The following is a 24,416-nucleotide window of genomic DNA, read 5'->3' as shown; positions in this document are numbered from 1 at the left end:
GCGGTATTATTGAATAGTAGCTAGATGAATATACCCTTGAGTAATTATTTTAGCTTGGCGTCGTTTGCAAATTGAGCGAGTAGATTTTGTACTGCAGGCATAAAGGCTTGTGCCGTTTGATTGCAGGCGGTTTCGCCGTAAAAACTGCTGGTGTATTTATAGAGTTCTTGCTTGGTGGCCGAGTTACCGTTGCTCGACGACATGGTGAGCGACAAAGTCCACAAGCCAGCCATTGAATCAAATTTCACTTCGTCGAGTACGCCGCTCAGTACTAGAGGCGATTGTGCGTCATACGCGCCAGCAAGTTTCAATTCGTCTTTGACTGCGCCGCTCACGTAGTCAGCAAAAGTTTGATTGTCTGGCGTTTTAATTGGGCCTACACCACGGCACATGATTTCGGTTTGCGCAGCTTGTTTAGAGCTAAATGGTGCAACGTTGAATTTTTTTTGGCTATCGCGGTAAGCAACCACATTGTCAGCTTTCACTGAATATCGTTGCACGGTATAGGTTGAGCAGCCACTCATTAAAACGACCAATCCAAGTAATGACAAATTGCGTAACATAATTGAAAAATTCTTCTGTTTTTTGTAAGGATGTGAATTATGCAAATGCAGGCCATAAATCGCAATATTTATTTGTCATGTGTTGGCAAACTTCGCAACCTAAATCAACGGCCTTTGCCTAGACTTTGCGCTTGGAGGTGTGATGAATAAAAGCCGAACTCGGGATGATTATTCGCGGCGGTTGATGCGGGTGGTGCAGTTGTTGTGGCAAGAGCCAACGCGCAATTATTCGCTGGAGCAAATTGCGGATGTGGCGCATTTTTCGTCGTTTCATTTTCACCGGATTTACCGTGAAACGATGGGCGAAACGGTGACGGCGACGCAGCAGCGCTTGCGCCTGCATTTTGCATCACGCGATTTAGCGCAGGCCAGCGATTGGCCTTTGCTACGCATTGCCCAGCGAGCGGGGTATCAAAGTAGCGCGGCCTTTGTGCGCTCGTTTGCAGCCGCGCATGGTGTGACGCCAGGTGTGTATCGTCGGCAGCGTTTATCTCACCTCCAATCTCGAATTAATCAGGAGATGGACATGTATACCGTTGAATTTCGTACTTTGGCCGCACCAATTCATTTAGCCACGCGCCGCCATCGGGGTGCGTATTTGCAAATTGGCGAGACGTTTAGCTTGTTGCAATTGGCGCTGCAGGCGCAAGTTGCGCCCGATGCGCGCTGGTTTGGTCTGTATTTTGACGATCCAAAAACCGTTGCCGAAGACCAATTGCGCTCGGATGCGGCGGTTGAAATCAAAGGCACAGCAAGTTTACCGGCCGATATTGGGCAAGCGCAGATTCCTGCCGCTCGCTACGCGGTGATCGAGCATATTGGCCCGTATAGCGAGTTAGAACGCGCTTATCACTGGCTATTTGGCGTGTGGTTACCGCAAAGCGGCGAGCAGGCGGCCAGCGTGCCGACGATTGAGCAATATCTGAACGATCCATGTAATACGGCCCCCAAAGATTTGCGCACTGAGATTTGGCTGGCGCTGGTGGATTAATTGGGTGGTAGCTGCGGATTGGATTGTGAGCAACATTCCGCGCACTTAAAACGATGAATACGTCATCTGAATAGCTCCAGTCATCATTGGGTATAGGCGTCTAGGTCTTTATTGATTTGCCTTAGCTAGCAATACCTAGCGGCAATAAAAAACGCAGCCTTTGGGCTGCGTTTTGCTTGGACGTGAAAAGCTTAAGCCGCTTTGGCGGCGAACACCTGCATTTCGGCTTGTAGCGCGCCGTAGACTTGGCGCAATTTGCCGTTCAGCTCGGTGATTTGTTCGGTGAGCTGGCGGTTCATTTCTTCCAATTCTTGGATGCGATCTTCTAGCGTGGTGGTGGCGTTGTGAATGCGTTTAATGCTTTCAAGGCGGCGGCGCAATTGCAGTTGATGTTCGCGCACTTGCGTTTCCATTGGTGCCATCACCGCTTTGAGCCAGTTTTCAACGTCGCGGTTGGCGACTTCAAATACGTAGACCACGCGGCTGGCGACGGTTTCAAAGAATTTGCGCGTTAAACGCCCTTGGCTGGTGGTGAGTAATTTGCCAATGGTATTGAAATGCTCGCGGAATGATTTTTCCAAACGGGCGAGTTCTTTGTGGTATTTCAGCGTTGAAAACGGCGGTGGTGTCACTTGGCCAAGACCGTGCTCTTCGCTGAATTTTTTATACATCGCCGCCATCATCGCTTGGATTTCGGCGACTTGTTCGGCCGATTTGGCAATCGAGCTGTTCACGTCAATAAAGAAATTATCCATTGTTGAGCGTAAACCGCCTTCGCCAAACGAGAACAAGCTACGGTCCATTTGGTCGCGGATGCGTTCGATTTCGGCTTTGAGCGCTTCTTTGCCCAGTAGCGAAAACAGCTTATTGGTTTGCTGGCTAAAGACCGAGCGTAGCGCTTGAAAGCGCACCAAGCCTTGTTCAAAGTGTTTTTTGTCTTCGCTGACTTTGACCATCATTTGCGCAATGACGTCTTGGTTTTTACCGCGTAAACCGGTTAATTCGGCCAGTTGCTCTTGGATGCCGTCTTGGCGCGCTTGCAAAATAGAGCGAATCGCCGAGACCAAGTCTTCGACTTCGGTTTGGGTGGCATCGCGAACGATGTCTTGCTTGCCGGGCAGTAGATCGTCCGATAGCGCCCGCTCAAGCGCGCTTAAGCAGGATTTTTGTAGCAGCGCATCGTCGTTTTGTACTTTGGCCAGCAAGGCTTTTTGTGCCGAAACGGGGTAAATCTGGCTGCTTGGCATCGCCAATAATTCGGCGGTGGTTTTAACTTGTTTGGCAATTTCGGCGTCGATTTCGGCGCTGGTGCGTAAATCATCCCACAGGCCGTCGATTTTATTGAGCACGACTAAGCGCCCGCGTTTGCCGCTTTGATTGCGAACGATGTGATTGCGCCAAACTTCGATGTCGGACTTGGTTACGCCGGTGTCGGCGGCCAAAATAAATAAAATCGCGTGCGCGTTGGGTAGCAAGTTGAGCGTGAGCTCGGGCTCGGTACCGATGGCGTTTAAGCCGGGCGTATCCAAAATCACCAAGCCTTGTTCTAGCAAGGGATGCGGGAAGTTAATCATGGCATGACGCCAGCAGGGGATTTCGACTTCGCCATGTGCGTCCAGCGCCACCACTTGATCGGGATCGCTTTCGTCGTAAAGACCAAAGCGCTTGGCGGTTTCCACGTTGACGCGCTGGGTGCGGCCGATTTCTTTAAAGGCGTCTTGCATTGAATCGGCGTCGTCAATGTCGAGGGCAATGCTCTGCCATTCATCGGGGTAGCGACGATATTCAACGGTGGTGACGTTATTGCCACGGGTTTCGATTGGCAGCAGTTGCAAGCTCGGTGCGCGGCCAGCGTCAAACAACAGTTCAGTCGGGCACATGGTGGTGCGTCCGGCTGATGAGGGCAAAATCCGCTTGCCATAGTGGGCAAAAAAGATGGCGTTGATCAGCTCGGATTTACCACGCGAGAATTCAGCCACAAAGGCAATATTGAGTTTGTCTTCTTTTAAGCGGTCGAGCAGTCCTTGAATTCGGAGTGTGGTTTGCGAATCGTTGAGGTCTTGCTCGTTTAACCAGCGCGATAATTGCGCAATCGATTGGCTTAAATGACCGCGCCAAGCACTATAGGCTTGAAAGTCAGCGACTAAATGGTCGTTGGCGGCTACAGGCTGTAGATCGTCGGTACTCATACTGTCCCCTTGCGTGAAAACACGTGCTCAGCGGGTTGGTTCCCGCTTTAATATATTAGAATTGCTGGGCGTGACTTACCAGAGATTTATCAGAGCTGGCAGTTGTTGCAATAAAACGTGGCGCGTTGGCCTTGGCGTAGGGTGTTGATCAGACTGCCGCAAAGTCGACACGGCTGGCCTGTTCGGCCATAAACGTAGCTATTGAGCATGAAATAGCCGTTTTTCCCCTCACTATCGACATAATCCTTTAAAGTGCTGCCGCCTGCAGCAATCGCTTCATGAAGTGTTTCTTTTATGGCAGCGACTAAGCGCAATCGTTCTTCAGCGCTTAAGCTTTGCCCGGGGCGAGTGGGGTGAATTTTGGCGCGAAACAGCGATTCAGAGGCATAGATATTGCCAACGCCAACCACAACATGATTGTCCATGATCAGTTGCTTGATCGCAGTGCGGCGTTGGCCGATTTTTTGTTGTAGAGCCAGCGCATCAAAAGCATCAGACAGCGGCTCTGGCCCAAGTGATTTGAGTAATGAATGCTCATCAACTGGGGTATCGCACCACAGCCAAGAACCAAAGCGGCGTGGATCGTGATACCTTAGTCTTTTGCCGTTATCCAAAATCAAATCGATGTGATCGTGTTTTTCTGCTGGATACGCTTCGGTGAGAATGCGTAAGCTACCTGACATGCCCAAATGAATAATCAGCGTGCCGTGCTCAAATCCCAGTAGCAAATATTTGGCGCGCCGACCTATGCTGTGAATAGTCTGGCCACCAATCAGGCTGGCTAAATCAGCAGGAACGGGCCAGCGTAAGCGGCCGTTACGCACGATCAGTTCGCTGACTTTGGCATTGAGTAAATGATCATGAATACCACGGCGAGTGGTTTCTACTTCGGGTAATTCTGGCATGGTGTGGGCTCGATTAAAGCGAATCTATGCGGTATAGCGGTGTGCTGTACTTGCGAGTTTGGACTTTCGCCCCCAGTTTACCTAATATCGCGTCTTAATCTTTCAAATCTTGGAACTGACTATGTCCTTGCGCTCTTATTCATTGATTGCGGTTTTCCTTGCCGGTCTGTCAGGATGCGCGGCGCTGACGTCTGCCAATCCAGCGGCCAATTCAAGTGGCTCAGCGGCTGAGTCGGCCTCCGAGCCTGAACGATTAGATGGTTTTGATCCGAGTATTTTGCCAAAAATTGAGCTGAGCGACGAATTGATGATGCGCTTTTTGGTTGGCGATATTGCCGCCCAGCGCGGCAATTCGGCTTTGGCGGCGCAGGCTTGGTTGGATTTGGCGCAGCGCACGCAAGATCCGCGCGCCGCGCAACGCGCAACGCAATTGGCTTTGTCCGCCGGGCAGTTGGTGGTGGCGCAAGACGCCGCACTATTGTGGGTGGCTGGCGCGCCTAACTCGATTCAGGCACGACAAATTTTGGTGGGCTTATTGATTCGCAGTAAACGAGTCGATCAAGTTGAGCCGCATTTACGCGTACTGCTGAATGCCAAATCGGCAGAAATGGCACCGTTTTTTATGCAAATGCACCAGTTGTGGGATAAAAACAGTGATCGCGCCGCCGTTGTTGCCGTCACAGAGCAATTAACGGCGGGCTTTTTGCCTATGCCTGAAGCGCGGTTTGCACGTGCGGTGGCGTATAGCAATGCGGCGGATGACGCACAAGCTTTGGCCGAGCTAGAGCAGGCGTTGAGTTCGCGTGCTTCGTGGGAGCCCGCAGTACTGTATAAGGCGCAACTGCTCTCGGGCAAAAAAGACCCGGCGCTGACTAAATTATTACAAGAAGCGGCCAAAGCCAACCCGATGTCGACAGCGATTACTTTGGCGCAAGCGCGCAATATGGCCGAGGGGCAAAATTATCCTGCCGCACAGCAGCAATACGAAGCCGTTTTGAATCGTGATCCGCAGCAAATTGAGGCTTTAATTGGTGCTGGCTTGATCGCGCTGGAGCTGCATGATTTAGAACGTGCGCAGCGTTATCTTGAGCAAGCGGTGGCGTTAAATCCAAAAATCACGCCGCAATTGGCGGTTTATTTGGGACAAATTGCCGAACAGCAGCATCGTGAACGTGATGCCATTCAATGGTATTTGCAAGTACCTGATGCGCAAGCTGAGCGAGTACAGGCGCGCTTGCCGCGTTTATACGCCCGAATTGGCGAGCAAAAAACTGCCGATGCGGCCTTAGCGGCGTTGCCGGTCGCGTCGCTCAGTGAGCAAATCAATAAAGCACAAATCGAAGCGCAAGTTTGGCGTGAACGCAAAAACTTTACTCAGGCCGTTGCGGTGATGAATGCCGCGATCAAGCGCCATCCGAGTGCGGCTGAGCTTTATTATGATCGTTCTTTATATCTGGATTTGGCCGGGGATATTCCCGCAGCAGAAGCCGATTTACGCTATTACTTGCAGCTCAATCCTGGGCATATTCATGGCTTGAATGCACTTGGGTATATCCTTGCAAACCGCACTGATCGTTACGCAGAGGCAGATACCTATCTGAGTCAGGCCATGGACAAAGAACCAAATAATCCAGTGGTGCTCGACAGTATGGGCTGGCTGCGCTTTAAGCAAGGCAAGCTAAACGAAGCGGCCGAATTGTTAAAACGTGCTTATGCCCAATTGCCCGACCCTGAAATCGCCGCGCATTATGCCGAAGTACTTTGGCAAAAGGGCGATAAAAAGCAGGCGATGACGGTGATCAATGCGGCCATTTTGCTTGAACCGAGTGATGAGAGTTTGCTCGCGCTGCGCCAGAAGATGGGCTGGTAAGTGCTGACATTGGCTAAACAGCTGGCGTTGCCAGTGCATTTTCGTTCGCTTGCTGGCCTGTTGTTGGCGGTGTTTTTGCTGTCGGCTTGTGTGCAAGTGCCGTTAAAGCCACCCAGCGAGGGCTTTGCGGCACAGGGTCGAGTGAATATACGCAGTCAAAATCAAGCCAATACGGCTTTGTTTGATTGGGTGGCGAGCCCGCAGCGGGATGTGTTGTCGTTGTCGTCGCCATTGGGCAATACCTTGGCCCAATTGACGATTCAGTATCAAGCTGGCGAGATTGTCGCGGCACAACTGCAACATGGCGCAACGATGGATGTGGCCGAGCAACCCGAAGCGCTTTTGGCGCAAGTGACGGGTTTAGTGATGCCGGTATCCGGAATGCGCTGGTGGCTGCGTGGACTGCCTGATCCGAAACAACCTTTTACCCGTGGTGCCGATGATTTTGAACAGTCTGGCTGGCGGATTCGCCCCAGTGATTATCGGGCTGGGAATTGGCCGTATCGGGTCGAGCTGACGCGTGACGATTTGCGAATTTTAGTGATGATTAAAGAATGGAGTCATGCTGCGCCATGAGTTTTACCCCTATTGTGGATGAGCAGGGTTTTGCGGCTTTTCCTGCCCCCGCCAAATTGAACTTGTTTTTGCATCTCATTGGTCGTCGTCAGGATGGCTATCATTTATTGCAATCGGTGTTTCAGCTGATTGATGCGCACGATACGATCTGGTTACGACTGCGCCACGACGGACAAATCGTTCACCACAATCCTTTGCCAGGCGTACCTGCTGAATTAGATTTAACGGTGCGTGCCGCGCGCTTATTGCAGCCGAAGGCATCGGATTGGGGGGTGGATATTCGGGTCGATAAGCGTCTGCCTATGGGGGGAGGGGTTGGCGGCGGCAGCTCCGATGCGGCGACAGTTTTATTGGCTTTAAATCAGCTATGGCAATTAGATTATTCACGCGCCGATTTAATGACCCTCGGTTTGCGTTTAGGCGCGGATGTGCCGTTCTTTATTTTTGGGCAAAATGCTTTTGTTGAAGGGATAGGCGAAATCATGACGGCGATTGCAACGCCACCGCGTTATTTTGTGATTTTGCACCCCCCGGTGCATGTTTCTACCCCTGAAATTTTTAAAGACCCTCTCTTGACAAGAAACAGCCCCTCTATTAAAGTTGGCGACCTTGAAGAGGCAGTTACACGTAATGATTTGCAAGCGTGCGCTGTTCGTCAATACCCAGAGATCGCTGAGCAGCTGGCTTTATTAAAGCCGTTTGGTGATGCGAGAATGACCGGATCAGGTAGTTGTGTATTTGTAGAAATGCCTTCACAAGCTGCTGCAGATGCTGTATTATCCGGCCTTCTTGAAAGTATCAGCGGATTGGTCGTCTCAACGTTAGATCGTCATCCGTTATACGAGTACGCTAAGTAATTCATTAGCAAAAAATCGCTAGGGGAGTCGCCAAGTTGGTTAAGGCACTGGATTTTGATTCCAGCATGCGAAGGTTCGAATCCTTCTTCCCCTGCCACCTATAAAAAGAAAGCGTGTAATTATATTAATTACACGCTTTTCGTTTTTTCAGGATTTGGAAATGGCTTACGACAGCCTCATGGTATTTACCGGCAACGCTAACCCTCGCCTTGCTGAACGTGTAGTAAATCATCTGGATATCTCATTAGGACGCGCTACCGTTGGCCGTTTCTCTGATGGTGAAGTTACCGTTGAGTTACTGGAAAATGTTCGCGGTCGTGATGTGTTTGTGTTGCAATCGACATGCGTACCGACGAACGACAACATCATGGAAATGATGTTGATGGTCGATGCGCTAAAACGCGCTTCAGCAGGTCGAATTACGGCAGCGATACCTTATTTTGGTTATGCTCGCCAAGATCGTCGTCCGCGTTCGGCGCGGGTACCGATTTCGGCTAAAGTGATTGCCAATATGTTGCAAGTCGCTGGCGTTGATCGTGTATTGACTGTCGATGTTCATGCTGACCAAATTCAAGGCTTTTTTGATATCCCAGTGGATAATATTTATTCCACTCCGGTGTTGCTAGCTGATATCCGCGCCAAAAATTACGAAAACCTGATGATTGTATCGCCCGATGTGGGTGGTGTATTGCGCGCTCGCGCAATGGCCAAACAGCTTGGTGTAGATATGGCGATTATTGATAAGCGTCGTCCAAAAGCCAATGTGGCCGAAGTGATGCACATCATCGGTGATGTGAAAGGCCGCGATTGCGTGATTATCGACGACATGATCGATACCGCCAATACATTGTGTAAAGCCGCTGAAGCGTTGAAAAAATTCGGTGCTAATCGTGTAATGGCGTATGCCACGCATGCGGTGTTTTCTGGTGCTGCTGTCGATCGCATCATGCAATCTGAACTGGATGAAGTGGTTGTTACTGACACCATCCCAGTTAGCGAATTGGGTCAAGCCAGCGGCCGTGTTCGTGTGGTGTCGATTGCCGGTTTACTGGCAGAGACGATGCGCCGTATCAATAACGAAGAATCGGTTTCTAGTCTATTCGTTGATTGATGCACCATCGGGTTTGCCTCGGTAAACCAGCAAGAATTCAGAGGGATTTTCCCTCGAATCATCAGCTTCTCTGGTCGCGGGGGGCTGATGTTTTTATCTGTACTGGAGTATGACAATGACTTTTGAATTAAAAGCTACAAGCCGCGCACAGCAGGGCACTGGTGCGAGCCGCCGCCTGCGTAAAGCCGGCAAATTGCCAGGTATCGTTTACGGTGGTGCTGCTGAAGCCGTTGCGATCAACTTGGATCACAACAGCATGTATTACACATTGCAAGACGAAAAATTCCACACTGCATTGATCCAATTGTCGGTTGATGACGGTGCTGCGGAACAAGTTTTGGTTCGTGCTGTTCAATACCATCCGTTCAAACAACAAGTTCTACACATCGACTTCCAACGCGTTAGCGCTGAGTCTGTTGTTGAATTGCGTGTGCCATTGCACTTCGTTGATGGCGATGTTTGCCTCGGCGTTAAAATGCAAGGCGGCGCGATCAGCAATGTATTGAAAGAAGTTATGGTTCGTTGCGTTGCTTCGAAACTGCCTGAATTCATTACTGTTGACCAGTCTAAATTGGCAGTGGGTAACTTGTCAGTTCACTTATCTGACATCGTATTGCCAGAAGGCGTTCAATTAGTATCGTTACTTCGCGATGCTGACTTGGCCGTTTCTATGTTGAACGGCGCTAAAGGTTAATTTAACCTTCGCAGTTCATCAAACCCGCTGATTCAGCGGGTTTTTTTTATGTCTACTCAAGATTGATTGGTGTGGTGTACTGAGTCTGGTCGTGATTGTGTACTCGAGACTGAGGAAAATAAGATGGCGATTAAGTTAATCGTAGGTTTGGGTAATCCGGGTGGTGAATATGCGGCAACGCGGCATAATGCCGGATTTTGGTTACTCGATTTTTTAGCACGTGATGGACAGAGTTTTTTACGCCACGACAGCAAATTTCATGGGCTGTGTGGCAAAGTTAAAATCGCTAATCACGATGTTTGGTTATTGCAGCCGCAAACTTTTATGAATCGCAGCGGTTTGGCGGTGGTGGCATTGGCGCAGTTTTATAAAATCATGCCGGATGAAATTTTAGTCGTCCACGATGAACTCGATATTGCTCCGGGCTTAGTGAAGCTGAAAAAAGGCGGGGGTAATGGTGGACATAATGGCTTAAAAGACATTCAGTCTCATCTATCGACGGCTGATTTTTGGCGTTTGCGCCTAGGGATCGGCCACCCGGGTAATAAAAATGAAGTCGCCAATTTTGTGCTCAAGCCACCACGGCGTGAAGAACAAGACTTGATCGATGATGCCATTAATAAGTCTTTGCTGGTGATGCCAAAGATCGTGGTTGGCGAAACAGGTGCTGCAATGAGCATCTTGCATACTGACGATTCAAAAAAGCGTGAACATAAGCCAGAGCCAACGAAAAGTTAAGTATTTCATTCTGAATAATGTGCAGAATGGCTTTGGGCTATATACCTATGGATAAATTTCATGACAAGCAGCGTAATCCCCGTTAATTTAATCACCGGCTTTTTAGGGGTTGGTAAAACCACGGCATTGATGAATTTGCTGGCACAAAAGCCGGCCGATGAATATTGGGCGATTGTCGTGAATGAATTTGGCGAGGTCGGCATTGATGGTGCGACGTTGTCGAGCGCTGGCGATGGCTTGCAAGTGGCCGAAGTGCCCGGCGGTTGTATCTGCTGTACCACCAGCCCGATGCTGCGGGTAACTCTGGGGAAGTTGGCAAGGGGTATACGTCCAGATCGCTTATTGATTGAGCCTTCTGGCTTGGGACATCCAGCGGGTATTATTGATTTGCTACGTGATCCGATGCTCGCTAGCGCTTTTGAAGTGCGGGCGGTGGTGTGCTTGCTCGATCCTCGGCAGTTGGAAGATTCGCGTTATTACTCGCACGAAACTTGGCGCGATCAGTTGCAATTGGCCGATGTCTTGGTGAATAATAAGTGCGATGTGGCCGATGAAGCGCAAATTGTGCGCGCTGAGGCGATGGCTGCGGCTTTCTTTCCGCCTAAGCTGGCCATTACGCGGGCGATTAAGGGGCAGTTTGACCTTGGCTTACTTGATTTAGAGTTACACCCTGAGCGTTGGCCGGTGCAGCATTCGGGCGCGCATGCCCAAGTGGGGCGCTACACTTCGAGTCAGCAAATCCATTCCTCAGTCGTCAGCAAATCGACTGATATGGAGGCCGAAGTGACGAGCTGGCCCATTTGTAAAATGCAATCGAGCCTAGGCTCGCATAGCTGTGGCTGGATTTTCCCGCCGGAAGTGGTTTTTAGTAGTCGCAAGGTGGCGGATTTATTGACGGCACTGTCGCAAAATAGTGATTTAAATCTGCAGGGGCTGACTCGCGCTAAAGGAATTTTTCATACTGAGCGCGATTGGTATCGCTTGGATTGGGTCGACAGCATGACCAGTGCCGCGCCTGCGGCTTATCGGCGTGATAGTCGTTTTGAGGTGATTGTGCAGAGCGATCCAGCACCCGATTGGCAACCGTTGCAGCAAGCTTTGCTGGCAACACTCATTAGCTCGCCATCGCCGCTTTAACTTGATAGAGATAAGCCTCGGCCATATCGCGGTGGCCAGCTTCTTTTAAGGCTTTTTGCCAGCGATCAATGCAAAATTGTAGCTCGTCGTAGCTGCTTAGCGCGTCAAATACATCGCTCAGCATAAATTCAAGCTTATTGGATAAATACGCTTGGTCGGTCATATGGATGATGCGGCGAATTTTGAGTCTGGCACTCGCGCTAGGTAGTGTTCGGCTCGCCGGTGTTGCGCTAGCAATGGATTGTGTGGCTGGTGATGGCGGTATAGGCGCTGACGGCGTATGGCTTGCGTAACCGGCGTGCTCAAGAATGAGATGTAAATCCATCAATTGCTGTAATTGTTTTTGCAGCTCATTGCCATCGGGCTGTAATGCGAGTAGCTCTTCAACGCGTTTCTGGCCATCGATCATGATTAACAGTTGTCGCAATCGAATCGGAAAGCCTGGGCTACGGGTTTTGACTTCGCTAAAGCCCGCGTCGGTTTTGCTGAAAATAGAATTGTGATTCATTACTACCTCGGTATACCTTTTCCTCAGCTTACATATAATTAGAATCTAATGGTATCGGGTATACGCCTTGTGATTGAAAATTTATCCTGCGATGGATCATGCTTAGGGGCGTGATCCGTTGTTGAATATTGATTCTTGATGGCATAAATGACTTAGATTTTAATGCTTTAGGGCTTATTTTGAACTGAGCTTGCGGCCCGATTGAAACGCGTTTTGATCGAAAATCAAATGAAATGGCAGGCTAATAAGTGTTGTAAAGCGGCAACTTTTTGAACTAAAACCTCTGCTTGTCATGCGGTTTTGCTATGGGTCTAAAGATTTTTCGGTGAATGCGGTCTTTTTGCCTTGTTTGGCCACTGAGCATGTAATCATGCCCGCCATTTGTAGTTTTTCTAGCCTCAGGAGTAGATCAGCCAGCGGCATCAGTTGAGTGAGCGCCGCAACACTGATTTTGCCGTCGATCAAGATCAGCAGTTGCCGCTCTTTAAAATTAAGCTGCTGGCTACGTGTGCTGATTTCGCTAATGCCAGCGGCGGTTTTTTCATAAAAAGTGCTTTCCATGGTGACCTCGCAGAATGTGTTTATTCATTCAAGACCTTGTCATGGTTGCAGTGCAATAAAAAAAGCCGCCCATAAGATGAGCGGCTTTTAATCTGTCGTTATTTAGAGCCCGCCGTAAGAGTGCAGCCCGGATAAAAACATATTGACGCCGATAAAGGCAAACGTAGTAACAAACAGCCCAATAACCGCCCACCACGCCAAAATATCACCTCGCCAGCCTTTGATTAAACGAACGTGTAACCAAGCGGCATAATTGAGCCAAACGATCAGCGCCCAAGTTTCTTTTGGATCCCAGCTCCAGTATCCACCCCAAGCATCTGCAGCCCACATCGCACCGAGTACGGTGGCGATGGTAAAAAACAAAAATCCGACGGCAATCGCCTTGTACATTACCTCGCCCAAGGTGTCGTAACTGGGTAGCTTATTCGTGAGAATGCCGCGAGCAGAGAGTAGTTGCGCGACACCCAGCATTGAGGCAATCGCAAAACTGCCATAACCGACAAAATTGGCCGGGACGTGGATTTTCATCCACCACGATTGCAGCGCAGGAATCAGCGGTTGAATCTCATGCGCTTGGCGATCGAGTGAGTACCAAATAATAAAACCCACTGCCGCAGAAATCACCAAGAGCACAAAAGCGCCCATGGTTTTGGCGGCAAATTGCGCTTCGTAATACAGATACATTAAAGCCGTCATCAAGCAAAATAGGATGAAGACTTCATATAAATTGGAGACCGGAATATGCCCGACATCGGCTCCGATTAAATAGCTTTCATACCAGCGAACCAGTTTTGAAATCATCGCTGCGCCAGCCGCAGCCCATGTTAAGCCCGAAGCAATACTCAGTGCGGTGGCCGATTGGCGTAATAAACCAATCCAATACAGGATGGTGGCCAGGAAAAACAGCACGCACATCCACATCACTGCCGATTGACTCGAGAGTAGATACTTCAGCCAAAACTCAGTTTGCCCACGGCTTAAGTCACCGGCATAGAGCTCAATGGCACCGAGCGCAATAATGCCGCACACGGGAAAGAACACCCGCATCGCCGGCCAAAACCAGCCAAACCAACACAAACCGGCGACGGAGCCAATTAAAATACCCTGCTCATAATAGTCGAGAAAGCTGTGGTATTTCTGCCACGAAACCAAGGCTGTTACCACGATAAACAGCGTAAACAGCACATCAGCAGTATTAAAACGGCGATTTTTCAAACTTAGCGAATTCATACAAAGGCTCTCAAAGTGGGGCTTGTTGCTGGTTTGGTGCAAGGTGCTCGATATGGGCGGCAAACTCACGATTTAAATCGTCGGTTTTGCGATTGCTACTCATGGCGATCAAGGTTGAATGCGGACTAATTCTGATCCATAGACGATTTTCTCGAATATAAAACATGCAGAAAATTCCGATGATTAACAACAAAGAGCCTAAATAGACTACGTTTTTACCGGGCGAGCGGGTGAGTTGAAAACCACTCGATTTCACCTCGTTAAAGCCGGTGAGTTGCAAAATAGCCGGTGAGCCGTAATCAAACAAACTGCTGGTGGCGACCAAACTATCCATCAAAAAGCGATACTGCATATTATCGGTTGGCGTGACTGGCAGGCCCGCTTGCGCTTGGGCTAGCTCCATCGCATCGATTGCGGCACTTTGCAGTATTTTAAGGTAAGTTTGCGCGACCACTTGGCGCTCAGCCTGCGGTACTTTTTTCTCTAAGAAGCTTTCAATCGCCGGGAAACCGCCTTGGCTAAATTGAAACAACACGCCCTCAGCAATTTCAGCAAACTGCGCCTCGCCACTCGCGGAAACACCGCCAGCTTTTAAGGCTTTGGCCGCAGTTCTTTTCGTAATATCAGCATGTAAATGTTCATTTAAAATCGTCGATCTAAAGCGCATAAAAGCATCAAGTTGCATATCTTGATCTAGAGGTATACGTGTAAATGCAAATGCTGAAGCGACTTCTCGGCGCATACCTGTAATGAAATAGCTGCTGTCATTTTCTATAAACGGCTGCATATAGTTCTGATATTCAACCGCTTGCCCACGATCATCCCGCACTTTAAATTGAATCGTTGGCCCTAAATTACGCACGTTCCGATCGCCTTGCACCGATTGCGCAGATGCTAACGCGGTTTGCAGTGGCGAAACGGCAACGGCGGAGGTGTCACCCGTCGTCGCGGTTTTATCTAGGGTTTCAATATTAAAGGGACGTAGATCGCCAATTTCGAGGCGGTAATTGGCTTGGCCTGCCGTGAGCGCAAGTTCGGTTTGCGATTGAGCCGCCAATTTGGATTTGGCATTGCTCAATAAATCCCATTGCACAAACTCAAGTCCAGAACCGCCATCGCCAAAGCTGGCTTGATAAATAGCAACGCCATCCACAACTAAAGGATGGTTCACTTTAATGGTGCCACTTTGAATGACTTTGCCAGTTTTAATATCCAGCACATCAATATCACTGGCAAACAATTTAGGCATACCGGTTGAATAATGTTCAATATGAAATTTATTCAGTTTTAAAATAAAAGGTAATTCTTGAACAAAATAGCCATTGCCAGAATTAAGAAATACCACGCTGGCAGAGCTACCCTCACTTAAACTCACATTGCCACGGAAAGACAAATTATTTGACGCGAGGCGGGACATTTCAGGAATTTGACTTTGCGGCACATTGCGCGTTTCTGCGGTTTTAATGTTCAGCATTTCCATGACTTTTAATGGTAAATTGCCGTCCATTAAACCGCCAATACAAATAACCACAATGGCAGAGTGGGTAAATAAATACCCCAGCCGCTGCCAACTGCCTTTTTTAGCGGCAATTAAGGTCGCATCACCGTCGATTCGCAATCGGTAGCGATAACCATGCTCAGTGAGATGTTGGCAAACTTGTTCTTGTTCGAGTGGCTGATTGATTTCGTGATGATGCGACATTAAACGCAAAGAATTGGCGCTGGCTTTGTCACGGTAACTACGTATTTCCCGCATGACACCCGGAAAATGTCGCCAAATACACAGGCAGGTTGAAAAAACCAAAAATGCTAAAATAAGCAAAAACCAGATCGAATGATAAACATCGAATAAGCCAAGTGGTTCAAAAATGCTAAACCAAAAATCCCCAAACTCAACACGATAATTAACATAAGGCTCATTTTGCTTGAGCACGGTACCAATAATTGAGGCAATCGCAAGTAGTGTTAATAAACTAATTGCAAAACGCATCGATGATAATAAATCAAAGAGGGCGCGGCGGAAGGTGTGTGTATTTGAGGTCATCATAAAATCAAAAAAGGGGCGAATCGCCCCCTTTAGTACGCGTAAATCGAAATGAGTTCCAATTAACGCTTAGTGAATTGATTGGATATATTCTGCAACGGCTTTGATTTCAGCATCAGAGAGCTTGGCTGCGATTTCCATCATTGGGACATTGTTATCACGCTGACCGTCACGGAAGGCTTTAAGTTGGGCAGCGGTATAGCCAGCATGCTGGCTGCTGACAAGTGGATATTGAACAGGAATCCCCGCGCCAGAAGGGCCATGGCAAGCCATACAGGCTGGTACGTTTTTGGCGGCAATGCCACCTCGGTAGATTTTTTGCCCAGCGTCAACTAAAGCCTTGTCAGATGCGCCAATTGCTTTCGGTGTTTGCTGGCTATAGTAAGCCGCAACATTGGCCATATCTGCCGCAGTTAATGGCGTTGCCATGCCAAGCATAATGGCATTTTTACGCTTTTGACTTTTAAATTCTTGCAACTGTTTAATGATATATTCTGGATGTTGTCCAGCTAAGTTTGGATTTGCGCTCGCTACGCTATTTCCATCTACGCCATGACAGGCCGCGCAGACTTGGTCAGCGATGACTTTGCCTTTGCTTGGATCGCCTTTAACAATCGCCGAAATCGCGGCGGGTGATATCATCAAAAGTGCTGCAATGCTCACTGCAACAGACATGCTGCGCATAAATCCGCTCCCGTGTTGGAGTACGTCAGTCTAAGGTGCCGACGATAATCGTTCAAATACTGGTATTCTATAGCAAGACTCCGATACAAACCACAATGGCACCCACAGATGTCCCTATTTCAAGGCTTGCAGTTCCTCACTACTGTAAATGATTTAAAGACTTTACCTCATGAAGGGGTCGAAGTTGCTTTCGCTGGCCGTTCAAATGCGGGTAAATCTAGCGCAATTAATACACTCGCGAATATTACGCGTCTAGCCTATGTATCAAAAACGCCTGGGCGTACTCAGCATATTAATTATTTTGATTTTGGTAATGAACGACGTTTAGTCGATTTACCCGGATATGGTTATGCTGATGTGCCTGAGCGAATTCGTAAGCACTGGCAAGGTTTGCTGGCACAGTATTTATCGCATCGCGATAATTTAATTGGCTTAGTGCTGATTATGGATAGCCGTCGGCCACTGACTGATTTGGATCGTAATATGCTCAGTTGGTTTCGCCCAACCGGAAAGCCGATTCATTGCATACTCACCAAGTCAGATAAATTAAATAATCAAGAAAAAGCATTAGTGCTGCGCAAAGTAAAAGCAGAATTTGCTGATGACGCCATGATTACTGTTCAGCTATTTTCAAGCCTTAAAAAACAAGGTGTCGATGAAGTTGAACAAGTCGTTGGTACTTGGTTTGCCGCAGCATTAGAGCTCAGAACCGAGCTTGACCCGACCGGTGGCGAATCAAATTCTTGATGTTTGCGATTGAGAAACTATCCTAATTACAGGTGCGCCCCTGCACCTCCCGCTTTTCCTCCCTGAGCGGGGCTTCGTTGATTCGAAGCATCTATATGGCCCCGATCTGGTTTTATTTAGGTCGGGGTTTCTTTTTTTGTCAGTTTCACTGCAAAAATGGCTGCAAATGCCAACACCTCACGCTATTAGCCTTGTCTAATATCAGTCACGCCCTTATGATTTTCCTCTACGTATAAACTGTTTATCAGTTCACCTGCTCATCGGTGTACTATTTGTTCGCGCTGAGTCTGACACGAATTTTTCGTTGTGAGCCAGTCATGAGGATTCACGAATGTCTAGTCTTGCTGGTATTAAGGTCATGGTTATCGATGACAGCAATACGATTCGACGCAGTGCTGAAATATTTTTGGGGCAAGCTGGTTGCACTGTTATTTTGGCTGAAGATGGATTTGATGCTTTAGCCAAAATTACAGACCACAACCCTGATGTCATTTTTGTCGATGTCATGATGCCGCGTTTAGATGGCTATCAAACTTGCGCCTTAATTAAAAAAAATCCGCGTTTTAAATCTACCCCTGTCGTGATGCTTTCATCAAAAGATGGCTTGTTTGATCGAGCGCGTGGCCGCATGGTGGGATCTGATGAGTATTTAACTAAGCCGTTTACCAAAGACAGCCTATTGGCTGCTGTAGGCACTTACTCAAGCGCAACTTAATTGAAACTAATGGACTTAATTTATTATGACGATCAAAAAGATTCTGATTGTTGATGACTCGCCAACCGAGCGTCATTTTCTGGGTGAATTACTCACCAAAAATGGATTTCAAATCATTACTTTAGAGTCCGGTGAAGAAGCGGTGAGCCGCACTAAAGAGATCATGCCGGATTTGATTTTAATGGACGTGGTGATGCCGGGAATGAATGGTTTTCAAGCCACACGCACCATTTCGCGTGATGAGCCAACGAAAAATATTCCAATCATTATGTGCACTTCAAAAAACCAAGAAACCGATATGGTGTGGGCAAAACGCCAAGGTGCAACTGAGTACGTGGTAAAACCGGTCGACCCACAAGAGTTACTCAATAAAATCGCCGCCCTATAAGGCTTGATCACTGAGGGCGTACGATGGCAAAAAGAAAAAGCGAAAGGGTAAGCCTGCGTGACTATCAGCAAGGCGTGATGCAGCGCTTACAGAGCGCCACGACGGTGGCACAGGTTGATGTACGGTTGGGCCTGCAAATTGGTAATGATCATTGGTTGGTCGATCTCGGTGATGTGTCAGAAGTAATGCCAGTGCCGACGATTGCTGGTGTGCCATTAGCGCACTCATGGTTTAAGGGTGTTGCCAATATTCGTGGTAATTTAGTCAGTGTTGTTGATTTGCCGGCTTTTTTTGGTCAGTCTCATCAAGGTTTTACTCAACTGGCACGCTTGGTGCTTTTGCCATCGCGCCATCTGCCGCACGCCTCGGTCTTGGTTAATAAAATGTTGGGTTTAAAGCATTTGTCTGATTTAGAGGCTTTGCCTTTGGATGCTAGCGCTGCCGCATGGGAGGGGGGGCAATATAAAGATGCGGCTGGTCAGGTTTGGCGAGTGCTAGATGTCGTGAAATTAGTCAATGAAGCTGCATTTTTGCAGACAGGTATTGCATAAAAAATCAAAAGTCACTCAGGGGTGGCGTGGGAGGTATCATGGCAGTGATGGAGCGCATCAGAGGCTTGTTTTCAGGTAGCGATACGGCAGGAAAATCGCAGCAAAGCGAAAGCAAAAAAGCATTCGATCCATCTAGAACCACTTGGTTTCTAGATAAAATTCGTTTACCCGAAGGGGATGACCTTAAAGCGCTCAAACCAACGCCATTGATTGGTCATTTGCCTGCTCGGCAGCAAATGGCAATTTTTTTGCTGACCATGGTTTTGGCGATTATTTTATTTGCAGTAACGGCATTTCTGTCATTTCGCTCTAGCAGCATTAATGCCAGTAACCAAGCCACTGCAACTGAAATGCAAATGTTGTCGCAACGAATTGCTCGCGCATCGACCCAAGCGATTCGTGGTGATGCAGACGCCTTTAAAATTCTTAATGAATCGTATAATAATTTTAATGACGATTTAAATACCCTCATGAATACACGTAACGCTTGGAATTTATTTCAAGTGTCGGGCGCGGAGCAATTAGCCAAAATTGATACCGTATGGAATACCTCATTTCGGCCTAATCCAAGTCGACCTACTGTTGATACGATTTTGAAACAAAAAACCGCATTGATGTCAATTGGTCAGAGCGTAGAGGGGATTAATAGTAATGATGCAAAATTGCTGGAATTGACTCAGCAATTTGCTTCTTTACTTGCCGATGGTGGTGGTACTTTACGTGAATTAGATTACGCCAATCAATTGGCGATGTTGTCGCAAAGAACCTCAAAAAATGCCAATGCAATGTTGGCCAGTGAGCTAATTAATCCAGAAGTGGTCTTTTTGCTGGGTAAAGATGTTTCTACATTTAATGAGATTGTGAAATCTTTTATCGACGGTAATCCAGAGCTAAATATTCGCCCGGTTTCTACGACCGAGATGGTGGATAAACTGGAACAAATTTCAGTTTTATTTAAAGACTTTCAAGTGGTGGTGAGTGCGTTTTCTAAAAACATGCAGCCTTTGGTGAATACCCGATTGGCCAATCAAGCGATTGTTCGTGATTCAGAAAAATTATTAACCGATAGTCAAGCATTGGCTGATCAGTATCATAATTCAGTCGGCGGTATGATTATTGCTGCGGTAGAAGCGGCGTTTATTTTTATTGCACTCGCTTCACTCTTATTATTAGTTCGAGTCTTTAATCAAGAATCGGTGAAACGTCGTTTGGCTTCGGAAGCTGAAAACCGTAAAAATCAGGACGCAATTTTACGTTTGCTCAATGAAATGGGTGATTTGGCCGATGGTGACTTAACGATTCGTGCTTCGGTAACGGAAGATTTAACTGGCGCGATTGCCGATTCAATTAACTTTACCATTGAAGAATTACGTAATCTGATTACCGGTATTAACCGCGCAACAGAGAAAGTAAATGCCTCATCGGCACAAGCGCAAAGTATTTCAACTGAATTATTATCTGCGGCAGAACGACAGTCGAAAGAAATTGAAACCACAAATTATAATGTGGCGCAAATTGTGAGTTCAATTCAGGGTGTATCCAGTACCGCTGCCGAATCAGCAACGGTGGCGCAATCTTCATTGGCGGCGGCAGAATCGGGTGCTGAGGCGGTAAATAATCAAATTCAAGGTATGGGTGAGATTCGCGAGCAGATTCAAGAAACCGCCAAACGTATTAAACGCTTGGGTGAATCGTCACAAGAAATTGGCGAAATCGTTGAATTGATTTCCGACATTACTGAGCAAACCAACGTCTTGGCATTGAATGCGGCGATTCAGGCCGCAGCTGCGGGTGAGGCCGGTCGTGGTTTCTCGGTGGTTGCCGAAGAAGTTCAGCGTTTGGCTGAACGTTCAGGCGAGGCGACCAAGCAAATTGGCGCGATTGTAAAAACCATTCAGGCCGATACGCACGATGCGGTGGCGGCGATGGAATTGTCGACTCAAGGTGTGGTTGAAGGGGCTAAGTTGTCTGATGCTGCAGGTAGTGCTTTGTCAGAGATCGGTAAAGTTTCGCGTGAACTGGCCCGCTTGATTAGCTCTATCGCGCATGAAACCGAAGATCAAACCCGATTGGCGAGCAAAGTGAGTAACACGATGCGCGATATTTTGTCGATTACTGAGCAAACCACCGCAGGTACTCAGCAGTCGGCGATTGCAGTGGGGCAGTTAACGGGCCTAGCTGCAGAACTAAAAGCATCGGTTTCTGGTTTCAAACTGTCTTAATTAATCTCCAGACCGGCCCGGCCGGTCTTCTTCATGGGGCCCTGCCATGAGTGTGCATACTGAATTTGATAAGGGCTCTTTGTTGTGGGTCAAGGCTGAAATTGATAGCACCTTGGCGCGTGCCAGTGATGCACTTGAGCAATACCGCAGCAACAAAGATACCGCAGTCTTAAAACACGCCAAAACGCATTTGCATCAAGCTTATGGCGCGCTCGATCTAGTTGAATTGACTGGTTTAGCGCGCTTTTGTGATGAAATTGAGCAAGTGCTGCTCTTGCTGGAACAAGGCCAGCATGATGCGGTCGGCGTGCCATTGGCATTACGGGCGATCGAAGAAATTGGCCAGTATCTCAATCGTTTAACGATAGGGATGCCCAATGTTCCACTGGCCTTACTGCCCACTTTTGGTGAATTAGCGCAATTACGTGGCGCGAGTACCTCGGGTGCCGAGCTATTTTTCCCGCAACTTATTTTAAGCATGCCAGCGGGCTTGCCGCAAAAGCACGCCTCCGCCGCAGAAATGAGCAGCATTGTGAAGCAGCAACGTCGCCGTTATGAGCGTGCATTACTGCGTTGGGTGCAAGGGCAAAAAGAAGTTGGACCGGTGATGGCCGCCAGTTTGGCTGAGCTGGCTAAATATCAAACTACTAGCTTGCCGCGACATTTTTGGTGGGCTGCGGCTGCCGTGGTGGATGGTTTAAGCAGCAATCGTGCCGAGTTAGATCTTGATCCACAGCAGCTTGTATTACGGCTTAACCTCCAAATTCGGCGTTTAGCTGAAGGCTCAAGCAAAGTCGCTGAGCGGCTATTTCGCGATATTTTGTATCTATTGCCACAGCTCGATTGTGATAGCGCCCTCGCGCAGCGTTTGGCGCAATCTTTTGCCTTGGCCGATTTATTTCCAAACGCGCAAACGATTATGTCGCCAGAAAGCATGGCTGCCGAGCAATTGGCGCGTAGTTTGCGAGAAGAATTAAGCATTGCCAAAGAGTCTTGGTCGCGAGTGGCTGCTGGGCAATTAGACAAAGCCAGCACGGTTAAAAATTTGCTGCAGCAATTGGCGCAAAAATCCAGTCAACTTCAGATTCATGGCCTAGATGCCTTATGGCAAGGTTTGTTGGCTGCCGTGATGCAAGGCTCGTTGAGTCAAGATTTAGCGCTTGAAGTGGCGACGGGCTTATTGCTCGCTGACAATGCGCTCGCTATTTATCCGAGTCAGGCCGATGACTTTATCGAGCAAGTAGACACTTTATTGCTGCGTTTAATTGATCCGAGTGCGGAGAATGAATTACCCCACTTAGATGAAGTGAGCCGAGAAGCACAAGATCGTTTGCTGTTGTCGCATTTAGCGATAGAAATGCACAGTAATTTGCAAGGCATTGAAGACATCTTGGATGGTTTTTTCCGCGATCCAAACGAGCGACAAGCGCTCAATGAGATTGAGCCCATGCTGCGTCAAGTGCAAGGTGCACTGATGATGCTGGAGCGGCAAACTGCGGTTGAACTAAGCCATGAGTGTTTGCAAAGAATTATTCAGCACGCAAGTCATGACGCCAATCCAGAGTTGCATCAATTGGAAGAATTGGCTGAAGCCTTGTCGGCCTTGGGTTTTTATGTCAATGATTTGGCACAAGAGCGAGATGATGAGGCGGCACTGTTGCCGCTATTATTGCGCTTAACCGGTCGCACTGCAGCACCGGCCGAGGTGGATGAACGCATTGCATTGGAAGCCGAGCCAGAGCTCGCGACACCCGAGTTGGCTTTGCCAACAGCTGCGCCTGCGCCAATTGAAGTGACTTTGCCAACGTCAGAAGCGGCAATGGATGCCGAATTACTGGAAATTTATTTAGAAGAAGCGCTTGAGGTGCTGGCGACCATTGAAATCCAGCAAGCCGTATTGCACCACAACTCGCAAGACAGAGAGGCATTCACCACCATACGCCGCAGCTTTCATACGCTTAAAGGCAGTGGCCGGATGGTCGGTTTGCATCAATTGGGTGAAGTGGCTTGGTCAATTGAGCAATTACTCAATAAATGGCTGCAATTGGATAAGCCCGCCTCACCGCGTTTATTGGCCTTACTCGACTTTACGCATCAAGCTTTCGTTGCTTGGGTGGATCAATTACAAAAAACTGGCGTTGTGGCTGTTGAGTCAGCGGCGATTGAGGCCGAAGCATTGGCGCTACGTCATGAAGCGGATCTACCAGAGAAAGGGCCAGCGTCATTACCTGAAACGGCCATTGCAATGGATATGGCCCCCGCTGCCGATATTCAAATTGGCCAAGTATCCGTCTCTGCCACCTTATTTGCGATTTTCTGTGAAGAGGCGCGTAAATATTTGCTGGCTTTATCGCGCGGCGTAGAAGTCCTCGCCGAGTCGGGAGAGGTTGAATCTCAATTTGTACTGGCCGCCCATACCCTAGGGGGGATTGCCTCTACAGCGGGCTTTAGACCTCAAGGTGAGCTGGCATACGCCCTAGAACATGCTTTGCAAAATGGCGCGCAAATTAATCGCGAGCAAGTGCCATTATTTGCCGATGCCGTGCAAATGCTCGATGGCATGTTGCAAGATATTTTTGCTGAGCAAGCGCCATGCACCGCAGCAGATTTAATTGCCCGCTTAGTGGCCCTGCACACGCTGTCCGATGAGATCGAGCTGAGCGATCACGCCGATTTATTGGATCTTGATGCATTGGACGACGTGCTGCCGATAGCATTGGATGCCGCCGTGACGACGCCATTACTGGCTGAATCATGGCCCGAGCGCATCGCAACTCAAACCGCAGCAAGCATCGAAGCTCCGCTCTTGGATCTACCGGCACTTGATCTCATTGGCGATGAACGTCATCGCGAACTTGAGGCGAGTACATCGCCAGATTTGAGTATGGAAGTCGCGCCATTCGCTTTGGCGAGCGATGCGGTGGGCGCTGCGACGGCCATGCCAGCGTTGGTAGAAAACCATCTGGATGAGCCGATTGATGCTCTTTTGGTGGGGGCTGATTTTGCTGCGGATTTATCCGCTGAATTAATCGACTCAGATTTACCCTTGCTCGATTTAATCTTGGCTGAAGATACTCTGCCGGAAACGGAAACGGAAACGGAAACGGAAACGGAAACGGAAACGGAAACGGAAAC

Annotated in this window: 22 protein-coding genes and 1 tRNA gene; 15 read left to right on the top strand and 8 right to left on the bottom strand. The window is 48.4% G+C overall.

Features of this window, described 5'->3' with window-relative positions:
• Positions 1 to 44: 44 nt before the first annotated feature.
• Positions 45 to 563 (bottom strand): hypothetical protein, encoded by a 519-nt coding sequence (locus Q0V82_RS04145; protein WP_297572965.1) that lies wholly within the window; start codon positions 561 to 563, stop codon positions 45 to 47.
• A gap of 142 nt (positions 564 to 705) precedes the next feature.
• Here Q0V82_RS04145 and Q0V82_RS04140 point away from each other — a divergent pair, with 142 nt between their 5' ends.
• The gene (locus Q0V82_RS04140) at positions 706 to 1,554 is read left to right on the top strand and encodes a GyrI-like domain-containing protein (protein ID WP_297572963.1); all 849 of its coding nucleotides are present in this window, start codon (positions 706 to 708) and stop codon (positions 1,552 to 1,554) included.
• Positions 1,555 to 1,745: 191 nt separating this feature from the next.
• On the opposite strand, the gene Q0V82_RS04135 is transcribed toward Q0V82_RS04140, so the two are convergent.
• The gene (locus Q0V82_RS04135; RefSeq protein WP_297572961.1) at positions 1,746 to 3,743 is read right to left on the bottom strand and encodes a dynamin family protein; all 1,998 of its coding nucleotides are present in this window, start codon (positions 3,741 to 3,743) and stop codon (positions 1,746 to 1,748) included.
• A gap of 89 nt (positions 3,744 to 3,832) precedes the next feature.
• Entirely contained in the window at positions 3,833 to 4,648 is an 816-nt protein-coding gene (mutM, locus tag Q0V82_RS04130; protein WP_297572959.1) for a bifunctional DNA-formamidopyrimidine glycosylase/DNA-(apurinic or apyrimidinic site) lyase, read from the bottom strand.
• A gap of 121 nt (positions 4,649 to 4,769) precedes the next feature.
• Between mutM and Q0V82_RS04125 the strand changes: the two genes are divergently transcribed.
• From Q0V82_RS04125 to Q0V82_RS04090, 8 genes are all read left to right on the top strand, one after another.
• On the top strand, positions 4,770 to 6,518 hold the full coding sequence (locus tag Q0V82_RS04125) for a tetratricopeptide repeat protein (RefSeq protein WP_297572958.1): 1,749 nt from the start codon (positions 4,770 to 4,772) through the stop codon (positions 6,516 to 6,518).
• A complete protein-coding gene (lolB, locus tag Q0V82_RS04120; protein ID WP_297572956.1) occupies positions 6,519 to 7,094 on the top strand; it encodes a lipoprotein insertase outer membrane protein LolB in 576 nt (191 codons plus the stop codon).
• Positions 7,091 to 7,951, top strand: coding sequence for a 4-(cytidine 5'-diphospho)-2-C-methyl-D-erythritol kinase (ispE, locus tag Q0V82_RS04115; protein WP_297572954.1), 861 nt, complete (start codon positions 7,091 to 7,093; stop codon positions 7,949 to 7,951). The genes lolB and ispE overlap by 4 nt, the downstream gene beginning before the upstream one ends.
• A gap of 20 nt (positions 7,952 to 7,971) precedes the next feature.
• Positions 7,972 to 8,048, top strand: a tRNA-Gln gene (locus Q0V82_RS04110).
• A 63-nt stretch (positions 8,049 to 8,111) separates the two neighbouring features.
• On the top strand, positions 8,112 to 9,062 hold the full coding sequence (locus tag Q0V82_RS04105; RefSeq protein WP_173532908.1) for a ribose-phosphate pyrophosphokinase: 951 nt from the start codon (positions 8,112 to 8,114) through the stop codon (positions 9,060 to 9,062).
• Between the two features lie 115 nt (positions 9,063 to 9,177).
• A complete protein-coding gene (locus tag Q0V82_RS04100; RefSeq protein WP_297572951.1) occupies positions 9,178 to 9,756 on the top strand; it encodes a 50S ribosomal protein L25/general stress protein Ctc in 579 nt (192 codons plus the stop codon).
• A gap of 123 nt (positions 9,757 to 9,879) precedes the next feature.
• Complete coding sequence (gene pth, locus Q0V82_RS04095) at positions 9,880 to 10,494, top strand: aminoacyl-tRNA hydrolase (protein ID WP_297572949.1); 615 nt, start codon at positions 9,880 to 9,882, stop codon at positions 10,492 to 10,494.
• Between the two features lie 60 nt (positions 10,495 to 10,554).
• Positions 10,555 to 11,631 (top strand): GTP-binding protein, encoded by a 1,077-nt coding sequence (locus Q0V82_RS04090; RefSeq protein ID WP_297572947.1) that lies wholly within the window; start codon positions 10,555 to 10,557, stop codon positions 11,629 to 11,631.
• On the opposite strand, the gene Q0V82_RS04085 is transcribed toward Q0V82_RS04090, so the two are convergent.
• The 5 genes from Q0V82_RS04085 to Q0V82_RS04065 all read right to left on the bottom strand — a co-directional run bounded on the left by Q0V82_RS04085 (position 11,609) and on the right by Q0V82_RS04065 (position 16,658).
• Positions 11,609 to 12,139 (bottom strand): hypothetical protein, encoded by a 531-nt coding sequence (locus Q0V82_RS04085; protein ID WP_297572945.1) that lies wholly within the window; start codon positions 12,137 to 12,139, stop codon positions 11,609 to 11,611. The two genes, Q0V82_RS04090 and Q0V82_RS04085, sit on opposite strands and share 23 nt — an antisense overlap.
• Before the next feature lie 303 nt (positions 12,140 to 12,442).
• A complete protein-coding gene (locus Q0V82_RS04080) occupies positions 12,443 to 12,700 on the bottom strand; it encodes a hypothetical protein (protein ID WP_288842367.1) in 258 nt (85 codons plus the stop codon).
• Positions 12,701 to 12,802: 102 nt separating this feature from the next.
• Positions 12,803 to 13,930, bottom strand: coding sequence for a c-type cytochrome biogenesis protein CcsB (gene ccsB / locus Q0V82_RS04075; protein ID WP_297572943.1), 1,128 nt, complete (start codon positions 13,928 to 13,930; stop codon positions 12,803 to 12,805).
• A gap of 10 nt (positions 13,931 to 13,940) precedes the next feature.
• Positions 13,941 to 15,977, bottom strand: coding sequence for a cytochrome c biogenesis protein ResB (locus Q0V82_RS04070; RefSeq protein WP_297572941.1), 2,037 nt, complete (start codon positions 15,975 to 15,977; stop codon positions 13,941 to 13,943).
• A 66-nt stretch (positions 15,978 to 16,043) separates the two neighbouring features.
• Positions 16,044 to 16,658 (bottom strand): cytochrome c, encoded by a 615-nt coding sequence (locus Q0V82_RS04065; RefSeq protein ID WP_297572940.1) that lies wholly within the window; start codon positions 16,656 to 16,658, stop codon positions 16,044 to 16,046.
• Positions 16,659 to 16,766: 108 nt separating this feature from the next.
• On the opposite strand from Q0V82_RS04065, the gene yihA reads away from it, so the two are divergent.
• From yihA to Q0V82_RS04035, 6 genes are all read left to right on the top strand, one after another.
• Positions 16,767 to 17,405: a ribosome biogenesis GTP-binding protein YihA/YsxC gene (yihA, locus tag Q0V82_RS04060; protein ID WP_297572939.1), complete on the top strand. Its 639-nt coding sequence runs from the start codon at positions 16,767 to 16,769 to the stop codon at positions 17,403 to 17,405.
• A 331-nt stretch (positions 17,406 to 17,736) separates the two neighbouring features.
• Entirely contained in the window at positions 17,737 to 18,120 is a 384-nt protein-coding gene (gene pilG / locus Q0V82_RS04055) for a twitching motility response regulator PilG (RefSeq protein WP_297572938.1), read from the top strand.
• 25 nt (positions 18,121 to 18,145) lie between these two features.
• The gene (locus Q0V82_RS04050) at positions 18,146 to 18,508 is read left to right on the top strand and encodes a PleD family two-component system response regulator (RefSeq protein ID WP_173532919.1); all 363 of its coding nucleotides are present in this window, start codon (positions 18,146 to 18,148) and stop codon (positions 18,506 to 18,508) included.
• A gap of 23 nt (positions 18,509 to 18,531) precedes the next feature.
• Positions 18,532 to 19,059 (top strand): chemotaxis protein CheW, encoded by a 528-nt coding sequence (locus Q0V82_RS04045; RefSeq protein ID WP_297572935.1) that lies wholly within the window; start codon positions 18,532 to 18,534, stop codon positions 19,057 to 19,059.
• A gap of 38 nt (positions 19,060 to 19,097) precedes the next feature.
• On the top strand, positions 19,098 to 21,281 hold the full coding sequence (locus Q0V82_RS04040) for a methyl-accepting chemotaxis protein (RefSeq protein ID WP_297572933.1): 2,184 nt from the start codon (positions 19,098 to 19,100) through the stop codon (positions 21,279 to 21,281).
• A 46-nt stretch (positions 21,282 to 21,327) separates the two neighbouring features.
• The coding region (locus tag Q0V82_RS04035; RefSeq protein WP_297572932.1) for an Hpt domain-containing protein at positions 21,328 to 24,416 on the top strand (3,089 nt) is incomplete at its 3' end.

The sequence above is a fragment of the uncultured Deefgea sp. genome (assembly GCF_947072475.1).
Lineage (GTDB): Bacteria > Pseudomonadota > Gammaproteobacteria > Burkholderiales > Chitinibacteraceae > Deefgea.
The sequence above is the reverse complement of the archived record's forward strand: the minus strand, read 5'-3'. Positions and strand labels throughout refer to the sequence as shown.